Source organism: Paenibacillus algorifonticola, from assembly GCF_050481745.1.
GTDB classification, from domain to species: Bacteria; Bacillota; Bacilli; order Paenibacillales; family Paenibacillaceae; genus Pristimantibacillus; species Pristimantibacillus algorifonticola_A.
Genome location: NZ_JBCNGR010000021.1, coordinates 113674 through 135403 on the forward strand (window position 1 = coordinate 113674; position 21730 = coordinate 135403).

The following is a 21730-nucleotide window of genomic DNA, read 5'->3' on the forward strand; positions in this document are numbered from 1 at the left end:
TCCCTCATTTGCTAAAAATATGAACGGCATTGCGTCCCATATTCTTGGATTGGTACAGCGCCTTATCGGCCTCGCGAATCATCTCGTCCAGTTCAGCATGCTCCGCAATTGTTATGCCAGCTGCACCGAAGCTTGCTGACAAAGGAACGGAGCCGGCCTGTGTCTGCAACGGGCTGCCAGCAAGAGCCCGGCGCAGCTTCTCGGCGATCTCCCCTGCCTCATTGGGCGCAGCAGCTGGAAGGCAAATAATAAATTCCTCTCCACCGTATCGCCCAAATAAATCGCTATCGCTAAGCTGTTCCTGACAGACCGCTACGACATGACAAAGGGCTAAATCGCCAATGTCATGGCCGAAGCGGTCATTTATCGATTTAAAATGGTCAATATCGAACAAAATAAGTGAAAACGGCTGTTGATTGAGCATCGCTTGGTGAAGCAGCAAGCGGGCTTGCTCTAAAAAGTAAGCGCGGTTGTATATGCCAGTCAGTCCATCTATAGTAGCCATTTGCTTCAGCTTCTCTTGCAGAATCGCCTTCTCCGTAATATCCATCAGGACAATCGTTCTTCCGATCAGCTCGCCTTTGCGGCTGTGAACAGGGGATGAGCGCACAAGGTAGAACGACGGCAGGCTCGTATGCTGCTGAATCCACCTTACTTCCCGCTCATGATGCTTGAATTCCTCATCATAATGAATAAAATCAGCAGCTTGTCCCGTATGGAGCAGCCATATATCCTTGAAATCCGTCCCAATCGCCGTAGGCCTCAGCGATGCGATCATCTGTGACGCAGATCGATTATAATCTGCAATCCGCCCGTTCATATCCAGCACAATAACGCCGTCGCGCATGCTTTCGAAAATACGTTCTCTGGCAATTGGCGCAGCCTTCAAAATATTTGACGTCAAAATCGCCCAAATGTTCAAAATCGACGTAATAAACATAAGCGGGGGCACGATGTCCATGCCGTGGGGCGTAAGGTCAAGCAAATACATAAAGGAGGCAGTCATGGGAATAAAAATGCCGGCTGCCATCATTAAAAGCTGCTTGCGGTAAATCATCTTGGCGTGAGTCCATTGACGCAGCAGCAGGTAAGCACTTACGACCAGACAGCCGAACGTAAAGCTGCCATTGATAATATACCATTCCCCAAAGACGATATCGGCGACAATAACCGATTCATTGGGACGGAGAAATATCGAGCGGTAAAACATATGATGCCATTCATTTGTTACGACCAGCAATAAAGTAATAAAGGGAATCGTAAAGAGCCAGATCAGCATCTTACGGGTAACGAAGCGATCCATTCCAGTAAAGTACAGAATGAGCACTAGCGTAGCGGGGGAGATGAATGGCAGTCCCAAATATTCTATGCCAATCCAGAAGCGAATTTCAGCTAATGAATCGCTTGCCAATTCAAAAGCAAAGCCGAAGGTGTAGATAGCTGAGCAAATCGAGGTCCAGATATAGGCTCTCATTCCGGCAAAGCTGGATTTTATTAAATATCCGTAAATGGCAAGCAAGGCGCTGAGCACGCTGGAAATCGTTACAATAACAATATAATTGGAGATAGTCATATTCATCAGTTGTATGGCTCCAGTTGGTTAGAGACTGCGACGAAATAAAGTACCGCTCATTTCCTCGCAGCTCCTTAGTAATTAGGTATTGCTGCAATGAAGCGCTCTCAGGTTGCTAAACGATCTATTTAGAATGGTATCACATTTTTTGCCTTTAAAGATACGCGATTTGAATGGTAATGTTAAGCATAAACCGCTTTCATCCTTCCTGGATGGCAAAAGGCTATTAGAGCCCGCTTTTATTCGTGCATTTGCAAGTCAAGTATGCTAAGATACCTTGAGTTTCTTAGAAATATAGGAAAGGATATGATTTTTTCATCCTTTCTCTATATTTCATCGCGAAACGGTAGCTTTGCCGCCAGAGGATGGCGACAGCGCCGTTTCACCTTGGGATTATGAGCTGGAGAAGGTGACATCTTGGGATTTAAGCTGGGGGTTAAGCGGGATCGGGACAATCGTCTCTTTTTCTTGACTTGGCCGATATTTTTGGAATTATTTTTGTTTATGATGATGGGAACAGCGGACACATTCATGCTCAGCAAGCTGTCCGACAATGCCGTTTCCGGCGTAGGCGCATCGAATCAATATTTGCATATTATGCTGCTTGTTATGGAAGTTATCGGCAACGGGGCTTCGATTGTCGTAGCGCAATATATCGGCTCGCGGAAGCTGGTCGAGGCTGCGCAGCTGTCAGCGCTGGCGATTTCGCTCAATCTGTTGGTAGGCCTATTAATGAGCCTGTCCTGTCTATTGTTCGGTCATCTTATCCTGCAGGGCTTGAATCTGCAAGGAGAAGTACTGGCCTATGCGCAAAGCTATTTGCGAATTGTAGGCGGCTTTATTTTTTTACAGGCGATTATTAATTCACTTTCTGCAATTATTCGGGTATACGGCTTCACGAAGGAAGCCATGCTGGTATCATTGGGAATGAATATTATACATTTAATCGGCAACTATGTGCTGATCTTCGGCAAGTTCGGCTTTCCCGAGCTTGGTGTTGAAGGTGCGGCCATTTCGACGGTTGTCAGCCGCCTGCTGGCGATGCTGGTGTTTTTCTGGCTGATGAATCGGGTTATGGTATTTAAGGTGAAGCTGCAATATTTTTTCAAGATGTCGAAGGAATTTATTCGCAAAATATTAAAGATCGGTGTTCCGTCGGCTTTTGAACAGGTCATGTACCAGAGCTGCCAAATGGTCTTTCTGTATTATGTGACGTTTCTTGGTGAAGCGTCCTTGTCGGCCCGGCAGTACGCCTCAAATATATCGGTGCTGATCTATTTATTCGCGATGGCGGTCGGCATGGGAACAGCGATTATGGTAGGCCGCTACGTCGGCGGCGGGCGCAGCGATGCGGCGTACAAGCAGGTATTGGCAAGCGTGCTGTGGGCCAGCGGAGCAACGATGGTAATGCTGGTGTTCGTGCTGCTGTTCCGCGAGCAGCTAATGGGCCTGTTTACGGATGATGCTGACATTATACGGCTGGGGGCAAACGTCCTGCTGTACAGCATTGTGCTGGAGACGGGGCGAACGATCAATATTATATTGGTCAATTCGCTGCGGGCCTCCGGGGATGCGAAGTTTCCGCTCTGGATCGGGATGGTTACGATGGTGGGCATAAGCGTGCCGCTCGGTTATTATCTTGTTTTTCATCTGGATATGGGACTAGCAGGCATTTGGCTGGCTATTGCGACGGATGAATGGTTGCGCGCGGTCATTATGTATTTCCGGTGGAAGAGCCGGAAGTGGGAACGGCATGCGCTGGTGAAACCGGACTTTGTAGAGCATACAGCCTCGCATTAAAGGGAGGATGGGCCTTTCAAGCGAACAAACGCTTGTCGTTCATTCGGTGAAAGTGTTGAGGCTGCGAAGCTAGGGAGGCTGGCTGCGTATGGATTACGCTAACAATGATGGTCAGGATATTGCGAGCATTTGCTTGCTGGCGGGCAAGATTATTTTGCAAAATGGCGGGGAAACGTACCGGGTTGAGGATACGATGGTTCGGATCGCCGGGGCTTACGGCGTGGCTAATGCTTATAGCTATGTGACGCCGACGGGCATTATTTTTGCGCTGGATGGTGCTGCGCAGTCGACGAGGCTTGTCCGGATTTCGGAACGGTCGACGAATTTGAAGAAGGTGACGCTCGTCAATGATATATCCAGGCGCATCTGCCAAGGGAACCTTCAGCGTCATGAAGCTTATAAGCAATTGCAGGATATTGAGCAGGAGGCGGATGATTATCCGGCGTGGCTTAAGGTGCTGGTTGCCGCTATCGCGAGCGGCTGCTTCCTGATTATGTTCCGCGGCAGCTGGAACGACTTTCTTCCGGTGGCGCTTGCGAGCGGCATTGGCTTCTTGTGCTTGCTGACGCTGCACCGCATTATGCCGATAACTTTTTTCGCGAGCTTCTTGTCGGCGGTCATTAGCGGTTCGCTGGCTGTCTTGATGGTATGGCTCGGCTTTGGGCACAATTTGGATAAAATCATTATCGGCTCAATTATGCCGCTCGTGCCCGGCCTTCATATTACGAATGCGGTAAGGGACTTAATGGCGGGGCATCTGGTCTCCGGCTTGTCCAAGGGAGCGGAGGCTTTTCTAATAGCTTTTGCCATCGGTGCTGGCATTGCTTTCGTGCTGTCCGTATATTCGTAGCTTGAAAAGGAGGGAGAAACGATGGTTGTACAGCTGCTTGAACAGCTTGCCGTCAGCTTCGTGGCCTGCGCGGCCTTCAGCCTAATCTTCGGTGTGCAGAAGCATCGCCTGGTGCAGTGCGGTCTGGTTGGCGCATCGGGGTGGCTTGCATATACCGTGTGCAGCATGCTGGAAATGAGGACGATTCCTGCAACGCTGCTGGCCGTCTGCGTAGTGACCATTATTAGCCAAATAATGGCGAAGCATTATCGCACGCCAATCATCGTTTTCAGTGCGGCGGGCATTATTCCCCTTGTGCCGGGTAAAATCGCCTATGATGCGATGCGTCACATTGTGCAGGAGGAATACGTCATAGCCGTCGAGCTAGCTATGCAGGCTTTCATGATTTCTGGTTCCATCGCTATCGGGCTCGTATTCTCCGAGGTTGTTTATCTTATATTTCGCAGATCGCCGCGATCATCATGACAATAATAATGCCTCTTGCTTATGCTGCTTCGCAGCAGGGCAAGAGGCATTTTGTATTTGGACGCGCTTTAAACTTGTCTAGTCTAGACAAACCTAACCTAGCCTGGCCTGGCTTAACCTAGCCTAGCCTGGCCTGGCCAAAAGTGCTACGCCTGTGTAGTTGCATAGCGTCCGCGCAGCGACTGCGCCATCGCTTCAATCTGCTGAGGCGACGGCATCTGGAGCCTAGCCGCTGCTGCGGCAAGACCATCCGCCGTCTGACCGCTGCGGATGATTTGCTTGACGGCGTCTGCGAAGCGCTCCGCGCCGCCGCCCTGCTCCAAGCCGACCAGCTCTTCGAGGCTGGCCGTGCTGCTGCTCTCTACGAGCGGATGCGCGCCGAGCTCGGCGTCGCCCGCTGCCCGCTCATAGAAGGAGCGGACTAGCGCCGCCCGCTCCTGTCCTGCGCCTTCGGCGACAATGAACGCCTGCACGATGTAGGCATGTGCCTGGCGGCGCTGCGCAATGCCGCAAAACTTAAAGCCGTCGATGCTGAGGTCGAAATCGCCCGGACAATACGCCCCGGCGATTTCGCCTTTATCGACGGCCACGCCAGCCCCGGCAAGCGCGGAGCGAATGAGGCTGTACATCAGCTCAAAATCCTGATGAAAATGAAAGTCGAGCGTGTTCGCTTTAGGCAAAATGAGCGAAATATTGACGACACCCGGATCAAGCGGCACTGCTGCGCCGCCAGAGTTGCGCACCGCCGTCTTGTAGCCGAGCGCTTCAAGCCAGCGGGAGGCGTCGCCCGCCAGCGGCAGCCTGCTGTCGCGCAGGCCAAGTATAAAGGCGCGCTCGTGGCGCCAAATATGGCATATCGCTGGCCCGCCCTGGCCTGTGCTGCGGCACAGCAGCTCATCCAAGGCGAAGGGATAAAGCGGATCGGTCTGCGAATAATCGTTCATCCGGTCAAGCAGCAGCAGATCTTGCAGTCCGGGAACCGGACTTGCTGGCTGGATTGTCATCGTGAGCTGCTCCTCTCTAGGCTTCCTGTTTCTCCATCATACTAAGCGGCGGGGCTAGAAGTCCAGCCTGACTCTGTAAAGGAGCGGAAGCGAAAAGGCAAGCTGTTGAATATATTATTTTAAATATAAGCAATTATAAGTTTCACCCTTATGGGATGGAAGGAGTGATAGAGTGGACATGGACTTGCTGCGAACGGTATTCCCTGCAAAGCAAAAGGATGGGCATACGCTAATTGGCGAATACACCTTCGGTGAACCGAATGTTTTCTCCTGGGGGGAGGGAACGAAGCTGACAGTCGGCAAATTTTGCTGTATTGCCGGTGGCGTTTCAGTCATGCTCGGAGGGAACCATCGTACGGATTGGGTATCGACGTATCCTTTTACTTCCTTTCTAACGAAGCATTTGCACATTACCGGCCAGCCGCAAACGAATGGTGATGTCGTCATCGGCAACGACGTTTGGATTTGTACGCATGCGACCATTATGTCCGGCATTACGATTGGCGATGGTGCGGTCATTGGCATGAATGCGACGGTCACGAGAGATGTTCCTCCTTATGCGATCGTAGGTGGCAATCCGGCCAACCTCATCCGTTATCGCTTCAGCGATCTCGTCATTGCCAAGCTGCTGCGTATCAAATGGTGGGATTGGCCGCCGAAGCGTATTGAGAAGGTGGTGCCGCTCATCGCGTCGCACAATATGAAGGCCTTTCTGGATTACTGCGAATCGCATGGCTACTAAGGTAATGCCGGCTATCCGGTCGGCGCCACATCCTGTATAACGGGCAGCCGAATTTCCACTTGCGTGCCAATGCCTTTCTTGCTTTGGAATGACATCGAGCCGCGATGATTGGCAATAATCTGATAGCACACCATCAGGCCGAGCCCATTGCCCTCCTCCTTCGTTGTGAAGAACGGCTCGCCGAGCCGCGACAGATTGTCCTCGGTAATGCCGAAGCCATGGTCGGTAATGCGGATAATAATGCCGATCGAAGGCGTATAGGACAGGTCGATGTCGAGCTCGCCGCCTTCCGGCATCGCTTCGATCCCATTTTTGATAATGTTGACGAATACTTGCTTTAACTGATTGACCTCGCATTTCATTTCAGGTATTTCAGTATCAAAGCGGGTCGTGAACTGGACATTGCTAATGTTGGCCTCGGAATCGAGGAGCATAATGATGCCCCGCATAATTTCATGAATGTTGGCGCGCTGGAAGCGGCTGGCCTGCGGCTTGGCGAACACAAGAAACTCACTGACGATAAAATTAATCCGGTCCAGCTCAGACAGCATCACATCGATGTAGGCGGGCGCCAGCTGACCATTTTTCTTCAGCAGCTGGACAAATCCGCGCAGCGTCGTTAGCGGATTGCGTACCTCATGGGCGACACCCGCCGCGAGCTGCCCGACGACGGACAGCTTCTCCGAGCGGCGCAGCACCTCTTCCGTCTGCTTGCGCGCTGTAATGTTCCGCGAAATCGTCGCAATCGCAATAATCTGCTCCTGCTCATCGCGGATGGAAGAGACGGTTATGCTCACATCGAGCAGCCTGCCGCTTTTGTCATAACGCATCGTATCGTAATCGGCAACGGAGCCGCCCTGCTGGATGAACTCCAGCATAAAGGTGCCTTCCATCTCAAGCTCAGGAGGCGTGTTGTTCAGCGGTTGGCCAAGGAGCTCCTCCTCCGTCCAGCCATACATTTTCTCAAACGCTTTATTCATCTGAATGACAGAGCCGTGCAGATTGGAGACATGAATCGCATCGGAGGTATGATTGACGAACGATTCCAAATACTGCTTCGTCTGCCGCAGCTCTTCCGCTGATTCGGTCAGCCGGTTCATATACGTATGAAGGTTTTGCCCCATGGCATTCACGCGATTAGCTAATACGCCGAATTCATCATTGCTTTTTAAGGAAATACGGGCGCCGAAGTTGCCATTGGAAATTTCATTGACCTTGCTGACGATTTGATTGAGCGAGCGCACCATGAAGCCGGAAATAAAGTAGCTGCACAGCACCGTCGCCAAAATCAGACCAAGAGATATTGCGCCTTGCGTCAGAACCTGACGCATTAGCGTCTGCTGCAGGGCCGAGTTGTTGAAGGTAATGCTAATGACGTACGGTTTAGGTCCCTGAACGGGAATAAAGCTCTTGATGACCTGCTTGCTGTTCAGCTTGCTTTCAATGGTAACGACCTCGTTTTTCTCAATCGCTTTCTGTGTATTGAGGTGATCATTAACCGAATCCTTGTAATAATATTGGCCAAAAATAATGTTGCGAACATCGAGATTATAGACAACGACCCCATTTTTAATGCTGACAGCAGGCGCTTTGCCGAAGTAGGCAGGATCGAAGCCGGTCACTTCGAGAATATTATTTTTATCACGCAAAATCTGCGCCACGATGGCATCCGCACCATATTTCTTTTTGCTATCCAAAAAAGTTTGCGCATGAATATAAGGATTGATCATATAGTTGGTCGTGCCGTCATAGTAGTTGCCCCATTTAAACACTTTATCGGGGTCGGAGGTGCCGAAGTTGATCGGTCCCGCCCAAAAATGCTCCAGCTTCTGTCCTTCGGGAATCGTGACATTATGCTTCTCGAATAGCTGGGTAAAGGCGGTATACCAGTAGTTCCACGTTTTCGAACTCATATAAAGCTCATCGGGGTTCGTCGAGCGTACCGATAAAATATCGTCCTTCGTCTTGATCCACAGTGTAATGTGATCAACGCCCAGCTCCTTGCTCAGCTGAACCAGCTCACTGTTGCGGACATTTTTAATATCGGGATCGAGCTTGTTTTGTATGGCAATCGCGACAGCGTGCAGCCGCTCCCCCAGCGCGTCCTCCGTCAACTGGCTGTTCTGCTCGGCCGAGGCGATGGAGACGGCTATCTGATTGCCAATAAAGCGCATTTGCTGCTCTGCGTTTTGTTGCAGCTCATCCTTGGAGGACATATAGTAAATCGTAATATTGAGTAGCAAAATCACGGTAACGGTAACCGATATGAGGCAAACGAGCTTCGCTCTGATCGACAAATCCTATTCCTCCTGGCCATGGTCGCGGATGCTTCTGTATTATTTGACATCTTAAAGGCAAATTCCTTGTTTGTGAGAGGAGATAGAGACTATTTTACTGCTTAATATTAATTTGGAAAATAGTTATAAATGCTCTATATTGGTGTCAATGAGAGATATAAGGGAGTATTAGGCATAAAAAAATCCGGCTCCGCTATAGAAGGGCGATCCCTTCAAGCGGAGCCGGAGGCGGTTGTCTAATCGATTATTGCTCTTTCTTGCGCGACAGCATCGCGAAGGCTCCTACAATAATAAGAGCAATGGCGAGCAGCGGCTGCACAGTGGCAAGTTGTCCGGAGGCGGCGCTCAGCGAGAAGACGCCGAAGAACAGCAGCGACAGGACGGCTAAAATGTTAATCGGGATAAGCAGCCACTTGTTGCGGTTGCCGAACCAATAAAATTCAAACAAGCCGACCGCTACCGCCAGAATGAAGCCTGGCCACAAAATATGCCACGCCGAGAATAACGTGGAGAGCTGGCAGACGAGTCCAACGGTGAACAAAATGCCTCCCGGGATGAGCAGGCCGACCCCTTTGCCGCCTGTCACGCCAAAATACAGCCAGTGGAAAAACAGTCCTAGCGGAATGATGAACATGCTGGCCCAGAAATTCGCGAACACAGCGCCCGCGCCAAATGACTGGCCTTGGTTGAAGTAAAGAAATACACCAATCAGCATAAGGGCGGGGCCGATAATCGAGCGCTTTAACATTTTTCTTATCTCTCCTCTTTTTGTTTATTTATCCGTTGTTTTTCTTAGCAACAATAGCATAGCACAGCCTCCCGCAGTATGTCGTCATGCTGGAGGTAAAGCAGCGGACTAGACTAAAGTCTAGGAAGCAAGCGAAAAAGCAGCGTCATGGCCCAGCCCATGTTCGCATATTTATCATAATATGCTACGATGGGCATAGGCATGCGGCTTCTAGCGGAGCTTCTCGCGAAGTCCCGGGACGAAGCCGGGTTAATTTGATGGAAAGAAGGAACGGAAATGATCATTATTAAGACCGAGGCGGAAATCAACCGCATGCATGAGGCGGGTAAAATATTGGCGGAATGCCACAGGCAAATTGCCAAGCTCATTCAGCCTGGCATCACGACGCATGAAATCGACCAGTTTGCAGAAAAGTTTATGAAGCAAAATGGCGCAACGCCGGAGCAAAAAGGCTATAACGGCTATCAATATGCGACCTGTGCCTCCACGAACGATATTATTTGCCACGGTTTTCCGAAGAAGGAAAAGCTCAAAGAAGGCGATATCGTGACCATCGACATGGTCGTCAACCTGAATGGCTGGCTTGCGGATTCGGCATGGTCCTATGCGGTTGGGGAAGTAACCGATGAAGCAAAGCATTTGCTGGCGGTAACGGAAAAATCACTGTATCTTGGCATTGAGCAAGCGCTAATCGGCAAGCGGATTGGCGATGTATCTCACGCGATTCAGTCGTATGCGGAGGCGGAAGGCTTCTCGGTCGTGCGTGATTTTATCGGCCATGGTATTGGGAAGGACATGCATGAGGATCCACAGGTGCCTCACTATGGCCCGCCAGATAAAGGGCCTAGAATTAAAGAGGGCATGGTGTTCACAATTGAGCCGATGCTGAACGCGGGCACTTATTTCAGCAAGCTGGATTCCGATGGATGGACGGCGCGGACTCGCGACGGAAGGCTGTCGGCCCAGTACGAGCATACGATTGCGATTACGAAGGATGGCCCGCTTATTTTGACCCAACAGTAGAACTTTACATGTATGTAACGCGAAGAGGGAGAAATCCCTCTTTTTTTAATATAAGCATTTATAAGTTTCACCCTTATAAATCGCTTATATTCAACGCGAAACGTTAGCTTTGCCGCCGGAGGACGACAACAGCCGTTTACGCTGGGCATGACAAAAATGGTTAATTCATCTAAAATAAATGGAATGATGGGAATGATCGTCCAAAAGCTCGACCTACATAACGTGATCATTACATGATTTTAGTCATTTAGGGGAGGGTATTCATTTGTTGAGATCGTCAGTCGTATGGAGAAGTGCTTTATCTATTGCGGTTACTGTTGGCCTGGTTGCGATGCCCTTTACGGCAACAGCGGCATCCGAGAACAGCAGCACAGTGAAGCTGCGTATTATGGAAACGACCGATTTGCACGTGAACATGGTGAACTATGATTATTTTGCGGACAAGCCGACCGATGAGTACGGCTTTGCCAAAACAGCGACGCTCATCAAGCAAGCGCGCGAGGCGGCGACGAACAGCTTGCTTTTTGACAATGGCGATCTGATTCAGGGCAACCCGCTTGGCGATTACACGGCGGTTATCAATCCATTGAAGCAGGGCGAGACGCATCCGGTGTACAAAGCGATGAACTTGCTCGATTACGATGCTGGAAATTTGGGCAACCACGAGTTTAACTATGGGCTGGATTTTCTGAATAAATCGCTGGCGGGGGCTGATTTTCCTTACGTCAATGCGAACATCTATGTGGATGACAAAGATAAAGACGAGTCGAATGATAAGAATCTGTTCACGCCTTATTTGATTTTGGACAAGGAAGTGAAGGATGAGAGCGGCGCTGCACATAAGCTCAAGGTAGGCGTTATCGGCTTCGTTCCGCCGCAGGTGATGCAGTGGGACAAGGCGAATCTCGAAGGCAAGGTCATTGCCAAGGACATGATCAAAACGGCGGAGAAATTCGTTCCTGAGATGAAAGCGAAGGGCGCCGACATTATTGTGGCGATTCCGCATTCCGGCTTTGAGGATATTCCACAGGCTGAAAATATGGAAAATTCCGTGCTGTATCTCAGCAAGGTCAAGGATATTAATGCGATTTTGTTCGGCCATGCCCACAAAGTATTCCCGGACAAGTCGTTCGAGGGCAAGCAGGGTGTTGATTTGGAAAAAGGAACGATTAACGGGGTGCCTTCGGTCGAGCCGGGCTTCTGGGGCAATAATCTTGGCATTATTGACCTGGATCTGTTGCTCACAGATGGCAAATGGTCGGTTGTGGACTCGAAGGTGGAGGTTAAGCCGATCTTTGATGCGGTGAACAAGCAGCCGCTAGTAGAAGCCGATCAAGAGGTGCTCGGCGCCGTAGAAGAAGATCACGAGCATACGCTCGACTACATTCGCGGCCCGGTAGGCAAGACGACAGCGCCTATCAACAGCTGGTTCGCGCTCGTACAGGATGATCCATCGATCCAAATCGTAACGAATGCGCAAAAATGGTACGTAGAAAAGCAAATGCAAGGCACGGAATACGAAGGCATTCCGGTATTGTCCGCAGGAGCGCCGTTCAAGGCAGGCGGACGCCAAGGCCCGAACTACTACACAGATATTGCTGCAGGCGATATTGCGATCAAAAACGTAGCCGACCTGTATCTGTACTCCAACACCGTTAACGCTGTATTAGTAACAGGTGCTGAGCTGAAGGAGTGGCTGGAATGGTCCGCTGGACAATTCAACCTAATCGATACCAAGTCGACAGCGAAGCAGGAGCTGGTCAATCTGGATTTCCCGACCTACAACTTTGATGTTATTGACGGCGTAACGTACCAAATTGATGTGACACAGCCAGCCAAATACGATGCTAAAGGCATAACCGTTAATGAAAAATCGAGCCGGATCGTCAATCTGCAATTTGACGGCAAAGCGATTGATCCGAAGCAGAAATTCATCGTAGCGTCGAATAACTACCGGGCCTCGTCGAGCAAGTTTGCTAACCCGGATGGCAAGCGAATTGTTTTGGCATCGCCGGACGAGAACCGTCAGGTTGTCATCGATTATATTCGCTCGAACAAGACGATTGACCCTGCTGCCGATGGCAACTGGTCGCTTGCGGCGATCAAAGCGGACGTCAACGTTTCGTTCAAAACGTCGCCTGCTGCCAAGACGCTTGCCGATTCGCTTGATGCGCTGTCGTATGTAGGCCAAACCGATGACGGCTATGCGGAGTTCAAAATTCATTTGTCAGCTGGCGCGACTACGGGGGCGACTCCAACATCTCCGACGACACCAACAACGCCTACGAAGCCAACTGAGCCGGGCCCAACGAAGCCGACAACGCCAACAACACCGACGAAGCCTGTTCCGACGACGCCTGCCAAGCCGGCAACCGGTACGACGCAGGATACGGTGTATATCGTGAAGAGCGGCGACACGCTGTACCGCATCGCGCTGAATCATGGCACGACATGGCAGAAGCTTGCCGCCTACAATAAGCTGGCGAACCCGAATCGCCTGTCCATTGGCCAGAAGATTTTGATTCCGGCAGCGAGATAAGCAGAGCTTAGTCTCGCTTGCCTGAGGGCTAGCCATTTGAGGAAGAAACACCCTTTCGACATTCGTCCTAGCCACCCTGGGGTTTCCACGGCTGTTTGGATGAATGCTCGAAGGGTGTTTTTTAATTGTACAAGGGAATAGCGGATTTCCTGTCCGCTCATATGCTGAAATCGCTCGAAATGCTCAAATAGCGGAATGTCAGTCCGCCAAGAAAAGAGAGAGAATCGTGTCCATGAACTTGGGTTTCGGTATTGCAGTTTGGGGCCGCCAGCAAACGTACGAGCAGATCATCTACGAGCATCAAGCCCTTATGCAGGTTCTGGCTGGTTTCGCACTTCATGGGAAGGATGCTGTAATATGAGTGAAGAAAAGTATGAGATGCTTTTATATCTAATGATAGCTGGGGCTGTAGCCACGGCAATCTGTTTAATGGTTTTTATCCTATCGTTCGTGGGTAATTTAATAAAAAAATCTAAAAGGCCGCCGAAGGTGAGCTTGATGCTGACCATAATCGGGGCCTTTGCGGTAGGGATATATTGCTATAATCATTTTAATAATCTTGATTTTCTTCCTAAGGGTGAGTTGAATCCAAGTGCTGTCGTCTCGCCAGAGGGTCAATACAAAATTCGGACTTATCACTATACTGGGCTTTTTTATAGAACAGCACGAGCTGAAGTTGTGAATATAGAGAGCGGGAAGAGCAAGACGATTTACTTTAATGATTATGACCGCAGTCCGGCGGTTCAATGGATAGGTAATGGTGTGGTGAAGATCGGAAGAGAAACGTTGGATATATCGAAAAATGAGGTTTTTGATTTCCGCGATACCTCGCATGAAAATAAAACGCTGCCCCCGCAAGGAAGAATATAGCGCTCAAGGGTGAGCTGGAAAAAAGATGATCCATAGCCAGCTGGCTCTGGATCATCTTTTTTGTGAAGTGACTAAGTTTGTGAAGTGGCTATGCCTGTGGGGCTGGGCTAGCTCGTCGTTGTGAATGAAAAATGCTTATTCGTATTGTTATCGTCCGTCCACTGGATGGCGTCGGCACCGTTGTCGGAGGAGCCACCCGTAATATAAAGCACTTTGCGGCTTTTGACGTTCATGATTTTGAAATAACCGCTTCCAGCACTGAGAATGCGGAACTGCTGATTGAGCCCGCCGTTGCTCGTATATTGAATGACAGTAGCGCCATCTGCAACCGAGCTGCTGGTAATATCCATGACTTTGCCGCTGTTGCGGTTTTTGATCGTGTAATAGCGTCCTCCAACGTCGGTGAACTGCCAGTGCTGGCTTGTCCAGCCGCCATCGGTGTATTGCTCGATCTGCACGCCGTCCGTCGTGCCGCCGCTGGTGACGCCGAGGAGCTTGCTGCTGGCGCGGTTCGCGATTTTGTACCAGGACGTCGTATTGACTGGCGGTGCTACAACGCCGGTGGCGCTGCCTGTCGCCGCGTCAATCGTAAGCTGGTCGGCCCAGTCCAGCGTCATGGTAGTAGAAGATGGAAAGGTTATTGGCAGCCACACATACTCTGAGGTGTTGACCGCTCCTCCCCAAGCTCCAGCCCAACGGTCGCCCATGTATAGAAACGAAGTAGTGGACGAGCCCTCAATAGGCAGCACATACGTAGATTGCGAGTTGTAGGTGTTGCCATTGCCGACGTTCGTCAGGCCGCTCCATGTACCGGATATGCTGCTGGCCGTCGCATATTTCGCTTGGTTCGGCGCCCAGCCAGTCGCCCCGGAGGTGACGAGGAAGTAGGTGCTGCCCCGCTTGAACATGGCAGGCGCTTCCCGGTATTGGCCGACCCACAGGGTGGAGACGAGCGAATCGACACCAAGGAAGTCGGAGGTCAGGCGATAAATATTTAAATCTGCGTTGACGCGGGTAGCGGAGATGAGATAGGCGGTGCCGTTGTCGTTGTAGACCGTCATATCACGGGAATCGTAGTTAAGCGGACGGAAGCTGCCGTGATACGTATAGGGGCCTTCAATGTTGGTGGAGGAAGCGACAGCGACCTGCGCATCGCCGTAGTCTACGCCGTTCTCCTTGTGCATCCACATCACATATTTATTCGTAGCCGCATTATAGATGACTTTGGGGCGCTCAATGTTAGCGGTTGCCAGCTCGGGCGACGAGGTTTTGCTGAGGACATTGGCACGAAGCTCCCAGTTTTTCAGATCTGCTGAGCGATAGACGGAAACGTAATTGACGCCATCGCGGTTTTCGCCAAACCAGTAATAATAGCTGCCTGACTTGAGAATTCCGCCTCCATGAGCTTGAATCGGGTTGCCTGCGGTGTCTTTGAACTGAATGCCATTGTCGAACGTGACAGGAGCAGCGGCCGCAGGAACGGTCATAAGAGTAAGAGCCAAAGCGACGGTGAGCACATACGCGAGCAAAAGCCGGGAATTGTTTTTCATCATAAAAAACCTCCTTGGAATGTGATGAGGCCATCGCAAGCATCGGCATAAGCATGGACCGCATAGCTGCTCGGAGTCCGGCTTAGGCTTTACTCGGGTTATGGGGTTGGTTAGGTGAATAGCGAAGAAAAGTAAGCGCTTGCAAATAAGATTGTACAACGACGATGAGGGAAAAGCATCCTATTATTTTTACTTATTTTGGTGGGTAAGCGGCGTATGGAGGGGCATCGCAGCATTTGACGTGAAACCGCTATCGCGGTACGCTAAAAGCAAAATAAATCCGCTATACGGTACGGTCATAATCAAGGCGGACAGGGGAGCAGAACGATGGGGAACAACCGCGTGAATTGGCGCAATGTCGGGATTTTCGCGCATGTCGATGCAGGCAAAACGACGACGACGGAGCATATGCTATATGTCAGCGGGCGCACACGGACACTCGGCAGTGTCGATACAGGGACGACGATAACGGATTCCATGGAGGTTGAGCGGGCAAGGGGTATTTCGGTTCGGGCAGCGATGACCGCATTGGAGTGGCAGGGTACGCATGTGCAGCTGGTTGATACGCCAGGACACGTCGATTTTCTCTCGGAGGTGGAGCGAGCGCTGCGGGTGATGGATGGCGCTGTTCTGATCGTGTCCGCAGTGGAGGGCGTGCAGGCGCAGACGGAGCTGATTTGGAATGCCCTGCGGAAGCTGCGAATCCCAACGCTGATTTATATCAATAAAATGGACCGCGTCGGCGCTGATTGCGAAGCGGTGCTTGCCGATATCCGCAGCTATTTGACGGCGGATCTGCTCGCGGTGCAGCGCCCGCTCGGCAGCGAGCAGCAGTTCGCTGGCGCGGAGGATTTGTGGGCGGTGGGCGCGGATGCAGATGCGCGCACGGCGCTGCTTGAGGCGCTGGCGGAGCAGGATGAGCGCCTGCTGGAGCGGTATGTCAGCGGCGAGGAAGTGCCGCTGGCGCAGTGGCGGGCGGAAGCCGCCGCGAAGGCGCGCCGTGCGGAGGTTTATCCGGTGCTGTACGGCGCATCGAGCAAAGGCATTGGCGTGCAAGCGCTGCTGGACGCGATAATCGAATATTTGCCAGCGCCGGGCGGAGAGACGGAGGCGCCGCCTTCGGGCATTGTTTTCAAGATTGAGCGTGACAAGGTGATGGGCAGGATGGCCTACATCCGGCTATATCAAGGGAAAATCCGCAATCGCGATGTCGTTCGCAATTTTACGCAGCAAATGGATGAGAAGGTGACGCAAATTCGCAAAATGGACGGCTTCCGCTCCGAGGACGCCGGAGAGCTTGCGGCTGGCGGCATTGCTGCCGTATGCGGCATGTCGCATGTGCGGATTGGCGATATTATCGGCAGCCCTGCTGCTGTTCCCGAAGAGGCGCGGCTCGCTGTGCCGCTGCTGACCGTTCAAGCCCATTGGGGCGACGCCCAGCATTATCCGGCAATGGTACAGGCGCTTACGGAGCTGTCCGATGAGGACCCGCTGCTGAATGTGCAGTGGCTGCAGGATGAGCGGGAGCTGCATGTGAAAGTAATGGGACCGATACAACTTGAAATATTGACGAGTGTTATCGAGCAGCGGTATGGACTTGCGGTGCGCTTCGGCCAGCCTTCGGTTATTTATAAGGAAACGCTTGAGGAAGTGGGTGAAGGGTATATTTCCTATTTAATGCCCAAGCCTTGCTGGGCGGTATTGCGGTTTCGCATGGAGCCGGGCGAGCCTGGGAGCGGGCTGCAATATGCTTCGGTAGTACGCTCCGAGGATTTGCTGCCGCAATACCAGAGCGAGGTGGCGCGGCGAGTGCCGGAGGCATTGGAGCAAGGGCTGTACGGCTGGGAGGTCGTTGACCTTAAAGTGACGCTGATTGAAGGGCAGCATCATGTGTGGCATACGCATCCGCTGGATTTTGCGGTGGCAACGCCAATGGGCATTATGAATGGGCTCGCATCGGTAGGCACCCGTCTGCTGGAGCCGATTCTCCAGTTCCGCATCGTCGTGCCCGAGGAGGCGGGGGGCCGGGTAATGAACGACCTGTCGCTGATGCGCGGCACATTCGGTGCACCCGTGCTGCATGGCGACAGAATGATTATTGAAGGGCGCGTACCCGCAGCGACCTCGCTGGAATACGCGGTAGAGCTCAGCTCGCTGACGAAAGGACGCGGGACGATCGCTACCTTTTTCACCGGCTATGAGCCTTGCCCGCTTGATGTGAAAGCCGAGCGCCAGCGGCGCGGTATCAATCCGCTGGATCAGTCAAAATACATTTTGAGCGTGCGCAAGGCGCTGCAAAGTTAGATACGCTAGAGCTGTTCAGATTAAGGAATCGGATTAAGGGTTCAGATTAAGAATTCAGCTTATGGGTTCTGTGGAGCCGAAAAAAAGGATAACCTTTCAGAGGAATGTAACCTGCACAAAAACCTTCTTGGCGGACACAGCAGCAGCTATTTCAACCAAATCAAGGGTTATAGCACAGACTGCGGACTCAGGAGCCGTTAATCCGCTGCAAATGGCCATTTAGCTGGGGTGAAGAGGGTAATAACGGATTTCCTGTCCGCTTACGACCCGAAATCGAAATCGAAATCGAATCAAAACCCAGAATAGCGGAACCTCAGTCCTTCAAAAAAGGCGTAAGCATCCTAAGCTGTGGGCAAGTTGTGTACCAAATGCGTGCAAGCTGCTTACAAGCTGCGAGATCCCAGCAACCGTGTTCTCAGAAGCATGGGCATCTTGCGGCTTCCTAGCCATGATCGTCAGATGACATAGGCATCGAAAAAGCGCAAAGCAAGGCGCAGCAGGCCGGATTCGGTATGCGCATGCACCCTAGCGCCACATGATGAACAGTAAAGTTAATACCGACAGCAAAACCGACGTTATAGTCATGGCGAGCAGCGCGCGAAGTGCGCGGGAGCGCAGCTCCCTCAAGTTGACGTTCAGCCCTAGCCCGACCATAGCCATCGTCAACAGGAGGGTTGTAATCGTGGACAGGCTGCCTAAGGTCCGAGTGGAAAGTTCCAGCGTCGTGCCAGCAGTCATGCTCCCGAACAAGCTGAGGGCGATGAAGCCGAGCAAAAACCATGGAAATTCAGGCCGGGTCTTCATCTCTTGGGCGCTAGCCCCCATCCCGCGGTGGTGGCGGCGGTTCATGATTGCCATCAGTACGAAGCTGACGGGTACGAGCAAAAACACGCGGCTCAGCTTCGCCAGCAGCGCCAGAGCAACAGCATCTTGCCCGGCCGGCTCTGCGGCAAGCGCCACATGGGCAATTTCATGCAGGCTGATGCCTGCCCAAATGCCATATTGCTCTGCGGTTAGCGGCAGCAGCGGCAGGAGGGCGGTGTAAGCAAGTGCGGCAATCGTGCCGACCAGCGCAACGAGCCCGACGCTTGCGGCGGTGTCCTCGCCGCGAGCTTTAAGAATCGGTGATACAGCCGCAATGGCTGCCGCGCCGCAGATGCCTGTGCCGATGCCGAGCAATAGCGACAGTGGCATATCGGCTTTGAGCTTGCGGGCGACAAGCAGGATGAAGAGGGTGGAGAAGAGAATGGTGGCGGCGGCTTGCAGCAGCAATCCGGTCCCTTGCTCCAGCAAAACGGTCATATTCAGCTTGAGCCCGAACAATATTATCGCAAGCCGCAGCAGCTGCCTGGAGGAAAATTGGATGCCGGTGCGGAGAAAAACGGGATATCCAGCGAATTGGCGAAAAAGCACAGCGGCGATTAAGGCAATCGCCATAGGCCCTATGCGGCTGAAGCCGGGAAGCATGGCGAGCGCATAAGCAGCGGAGGCAAAAGCAGCTGTCAGCGCAACCCCGCCAAGCCAAGCCGCAGCATGCCCCTCGGCGTGCTTGCTTAACGCTCCCTGCTGCTCCGTCTTTTCCGAAGAGGGCTGCCTCATCATCATCGAGTTTATTTCTGCTTTCATAGCTGTCATCTCATCCTCATCCTGTAAGCGAAAGCTGCTGCTGCTGCTGCCGACGCCGATGCAGCCAAATAACGGGCGCATGCTTCCTGCTTGATTTATAATTTAAGCATAAGGGATAGCTTACGATAAGGAAAATAAATTGTTATGATTATAATCATAACTAAATACTTATGATATTTTCATGAATAGAAAAGACAGCAAATGTAGAGAGAGGAGCGTGTTTAAACGATGGATCAATCCCTGCTCGTTTTTATTGCGGTTGCTGAGGAACGGAGCTTCACTCGCGCAGCGGAAGCGCTGCATATGACGCAGCCAGCAGTTAGTCAGCATATTCAGTCGTTGGAGGCAAATTTAGGCACCAAGCTGCTGGATCGCAGCAGCAAGTATGTCCGGTTGAATAAAGCGGGTGATATCGTGTATCACCATGCGAAGGAAATCAGCGGATTGCATGCGAAAATGCAAAGCCTGCTGGGTGACCTGCTTCATACGGCAAGCGGCGCGCTGTCGATCGGTGCAAGCTTCACCTTTGGCGAGTATGTACTGCCGCATATGATAGCCTGTTTGCTGGTGCGGTATCCGCTTATTACGCCCACAATTACAATTGGCAATACGAAGGACATTGCGGCGCTCGTTGCAGCCCGCCAGCTGGATATTGGAATCGTTGAGGGTGCCGTGCCGGTGCAGGACAAGCTGCAATGCGAGCCTTTTGCCCAAGATGCGATGTATGTCGTTGTTGGCGCCGGACATCCTTATGCGGAACGGCAGGACATAGAGGCTGAGGCGCTGCGAAGCGAGCACTGGATTGTGCGGGAGGAAGGCTCGGGAACGCGGACGGCAATGGAAAAAATGTTTGAGCAATACGATATTAGACCGACGAACCCTATGGCGTTTGGCAGCACGCAAATTATTAAAGAATCCGTTGAAGCGGGGCTCGGTATCTCGTTGCTATCGGAGTGGGCTGTTCGCAAAGAAATTACGCTAGGGACGCTGAACAGGCTGACCATCGACGGCCAGCCTGTTCAGCGTGATTTTTCGATTATTACGCAGCGCGATGCCTTTCATACGAAAGCGGCGGAGCTGTTCATTGAAATGGTGCGTGCCCGCGAAGGCATGCCGCAGCAGCCGGCTTAGGAATACCCCGGTCCAGTAGCGATAGGACAACATCCTCTGATGAAAAATAGCCCCTGCCACCCGGCCCATAACCGGCTGCGCAGCCTCAAGCGCACACCATGGCATGTTCCCCTTCAAGCTTATCGGCTAACTCAGCCGGTAAAGCGCGAATGGTTCGCCATGTTGAAATCGCAGGCTGATTTCATCCAGCCGCTCCATGACGGCCGGCTCAGGCTGAAGGCTGGCTGAGGCCAGATTGGCCTCCAGCTGCGCTGCGCTCGTCGCGCCGACGATAACGCTTGCCACGGCGGGCTGCTGCATAAGCCAGTGCAGGGCAAGCACAGCTGGCGTGCAGCCAGCTTCAGCCGCAAGCTCGCCGACTTGGCGGCTGAGCGTGAAGCCTTCGCCGGTGAAGAAGCGGGCGAAGTCCGGGTTTTTGTCCAAGCGCGACCCTTCCGGCGCGCTTTGCTGCTCGCTGTATTTTCCGGTCAGCAGGCCGCCGGCAAGCGGAAAATAAGGGATGATGCCGACGCCTTGGTCGAGGCATAGCGGCGTAATGTCGCGCTCCGGCGTCCGGTCGGCGAGCGAATAGCTGGTCTGAATCGACACATAGCGATTCAGGCCAAGGCGGTCGCTGATGCCGAGCGCCTTCATCAGCTCCCAAGCCGCATAGTTCGATGCGCCGATGTAGCGGACTTTCCCAGCGCGAACCATATCATCGAGCGCCCGCAGCGTTTCTTCCAGCGGCGTCTCCGGATCGAAGGTGTGGATTTGGTATAAATCCACATAATCCGTCTGCAGCCGTCGCAAGCTTTGCTCCAGCTCCAGCTGCAAATGATAGCGGGAAGAGCCGCGCTCATTCGCGCCTTTGCCGCGCGGCAGCCCGGCTTTGGTGGCAATGACGGCCTCATGCCTCCGTCCTATTAGCGCTTCACCGATAATCGTCTCGGATGCGGTGCCTGAGTAAATATTGGCAGTATCCAGAAAGTTTATCCCACTGCCAAGCGCAGCATGTATAATGGAAATAGAGCTTTGCTTATCCGCCCGCGAGCCGAAGGAATTAGTTCCAAGTCCGAGAGAGGATACTTTCAGTCCACTAGTGCCAAGACGTTTATAGATCATAAGCTAAAGTCACTCCATTCAACATTTAATTGGTTCCTTTAGGCAGTAGTTTGCTTGTCTGCTGCTCCAGGGCGACCATTTTAAATACAAGAATTTATAAGTTCTTT

Annotated in this window: 17 protein-coding genes; 10 read left to right on the forward strand and 7 right to left on the reverse strand. The window is 52.1% G+C overall.

Going from position 1 to position 21730, the window contains the following annotated elements:
- Nucleotides 1-4: 4 nt before the first annotated feature.
- Complete coding sequence (locus tag ABEW34_RS19350) at nucleotides 5-1579, reverse strand: histidine kinase N-terminal 7TM domain-containing diguanylate cyclase (RefSeq protein WP_430160909.1); 1575 nt, start codon at nucleotides 1577-1579, stop codon at nucleotides 5-7.
- Nucleotides 1580-1990: 411 nt separating this feature from the next.
- On the opposite strand from ABEW34_RS19350, the gene ABEW34_RS19355 reads away from it, so the two are divergent.
- The 3 genes from ABEW34_RS19355 (at nucleotide 1991) to ABEW34_RS19365 (ending at nucleotide 4688) form a co-directional block, all read left to right on the forward strand.
- Nucleotides 1991-3373 (forward strand): MATE family efflux transporter, encoded by a 1383-nt coding sequence (locus ABEW34_RS19355; protein WP_430160911.1) that lies wholly within the window; start codon nucleotides 1991-1993, stop codon nucleotides 3371-3373.
- 88 nt (nucleotides 3374-3461) lie between these two features.
- Complete coding sequence (locus ABEW34_RS19360) at nucleotides 3462-4223, forward strand: threonine/serine exporter family protein (RefSeq protein ID WP_430160913.1); 762 nt, start codon at nucleotides 3462-3464, stop codon at nucleotides 4221-4223.
- 21 nt (nucleotides 4224-4244) lie between these two features.
- Complete coding sequence (locus ABEW34_RS19365) at nucleotides 4245-4688, forward strand: threonine/serine exporter family protein (protein WP_430160915.1); 444 nt, start codon at nucleotides 4245-4247, stop codon at nucleotides 4686-4688.
- A gap of 146 nt (nucleotides 4689-4834) precedes the next feature.
- On the opposite strand, the gene ABEW34_RS19370 is transcribed toward ABEW34_RS19365, so the two are convergent.
- Nucleotides 4835-5692, reverse strand: a complete 858-nt coding sequence (locus ABEW34_RS19370; RefSeq protein ID WP_430160917.1) for a lipoate--protein ligase family protein — start codon at nucleotides 5690-5692, stop codon at nucleotides 4835-4837.
- A gap of 178 nt (nucleotides 5693-5870) precedes the next feature.
- On the opposite strand from ABEW34_RS19370, the gene ABEW34_RS19375 reads away from it, so the two are divergent.
- Entirely contained in the window at nucleotides 5871-6434 is a 564-nt protein-coding gene (locus tag ABEW34_RS19375; protein ID WP_430160965.1) for a CatB-related O-acetyltransferase, read from the forward strand.
- Between the two features lie 11 nt (nucleotides 6435-6445).
- Here the strand turns inward: ABEW34_RS19375 and ABEW34_RS19380 are convergent, their stop codons facing one another.
- Together ABEW34_RS19380 and ABEW34_RS19385 are read right to left on the reverse strand one after the other, a co-directional pair.
- Complete coding sequence (locus ABEW34_RS19380) at nucleotides 6446-8731, reverse strand: ATP-binding protein (protein ID WP_430160919.1); 2286 nt, start codon at nucleotides 8729-8731, stop codon at nucleotides 6446-6448.
- A 244-nt stretch (nucleotides 8732-8975) separates the two neighbouring features.
- Nucleotides 8976-9479: a hypothetical protein gene (locus ABEW34_RS19385; RefSeq protein ID WP_430160921.1), complete on the reverse strand. Its 504-nt coding sequence runs from the start codon at nucleotides 9477-9479 to the stop codon at nucleotides 8976-8978.
- A 276-nt stretch (nucleotides 9480-9755) separates the two neighbouring features.
- On the opposite strand from ABEW34_RS19385, the gene map reads away from it, so the two are divergent.
- The 4 genes from map to ABEW34_RS19405 all read left to right on the forward strand — a co-directional run bounded on the left by map (nucleotide 9756) and on the right by ABEW34_RS19405 (nucleotide 13911).
- Nucleotides 9756-10502 (forward strand): type I methionyl aminopeptidase, encoded by a 747-nt coding sequence (map, locus tag ABEW34_RS19390; protein WP_099518083.1) that lies wholly within the window; start codon nucleotides 9756-9758, stop codon nucleotides 10500-10502.
- 331 nt (nucleotides 10503-10833) lie between these two features.
- The gene (locus ABEW34_RS19395) at nucleotides 10834-13041 is read left to right on the forward strand and encodes a bifunctional 2',3'-cyclic-nucleotide 2'-phosphodiesterase/3'-nucleotidase (RefSeq protein ID WP_430160967.1); all 2208 of its coding nucleotides are present in this window, start codon (nucleotides 10834-10836) and stop codon (nucleotides 13039-13041) included.
- A gap of 226 nt (nucleotides 13042-13267) precedes the next feature.
- Nucleotides 13268-13402 carry a hypothetical protein gene (locus tag ABEW34_RS19400; protein ID WP_430160923.1) on the forward strand — a complete coding sequence of 45 codons (135 nt, stop codon included), beginning with the start codon at nucleotides 13268-13270 and terminating at the stop codon, nucleotides 13400-13402.
- A complete protein-coding gene (locus ABEW34_RS19405) occupies nucleotides 13399-13911 on the forward strand; it encodes a DUF5412 family protein (protein WP_430160925.1) in 513 nt (170 codons plus the stop codon). Before ABEW34_RS19400 ends, ABEW34_RS19405 begins: the two co-directional genes overlap by 4 nt.
- Nucleotides 13912-14018: 107 nt before the next feature.
- Here the strand turns inward: ABEW34_RS19405 and ABEW34_RS19410 are convergent, their stop codons facing one another.
- A complete protein-coding gene (locus ABEW34_RS19410; protein WP_430160968.1) occupies nucleotides 14019-15461 on the reverse strand; it encodes an RICIN domain-containing protein in 1443 nt (480 codons plus the stop codon).
- A 327-nt stretch (nucleotides 15462-15788) separates the two neighbouring features.
- Here ABEW34_RS19410 and ABEW34_RS19415 point away from each other — a divergent pair, with 327 nt between their 5' ends.
- Nucleotides 15789-17765, forward strand: coding sequence for a GTP-binding protein (locus ABEW34_RS19415; RefSeq protein ID WP_430160927.1), 1977 nt, complete (start codon nucleotides 15789-15791; stop codon nucleotides 17763-17765).
- 525 nt (nucleotides 17766-18290) lie between these two features.
- On the opposite strand, the gene ABEW34_RS19420 is transcribed toward ABEW34_RS19415, so the two are convergent.
- The gene (locus ABEW34_RS19420) at nucleotides 18291-19364 is read right to left on the reverse strand and encodes a YeiH family protein (protein ID WP_430160970.1); all 1074 of its coding nucleotides are present in this window, start codon (nucleotides 19362-19364) and stop codon (nucleotides 18291-18293) included.
- Between the two features lie 255 nt (nucleotides 19365-19619).
- On the opposite strand from ABEW34_RS19420, the gene ABEW34_RS19425 reads away from it, so the two are divergent.
- Nucleotides 19620-20522: a LysR family transcriptional regulator gene (locus ABEW34_RS19425; protein ID WP_430160929.1), complete on the forward strand. Its 903-nt coding sequence runs from the start codon at nucleotides 19620-19622 to the stop codon at nucleotides 20520-20522.
- A 126-nt stretch (nucleotides 20523-20648) separates the two neighbouring features.
- Here the strand turns inward: ABEW34_RS19425 and ABEW34_RS19430 are convergent, their stop codons facing one another.
- Complete coding sequence (locus ABEW34_RS19430; RefSeq protein ID WP_430160931.1) at nucleotides 20649-21623, reverse strand: aldo/keto reductase; 975 nt, start codon at nucleotides 21621-21623, stop codon at nucleotides 20649-20651.
- Nucleotides 21624-21730: the final 107 nt, after the last annotated feature.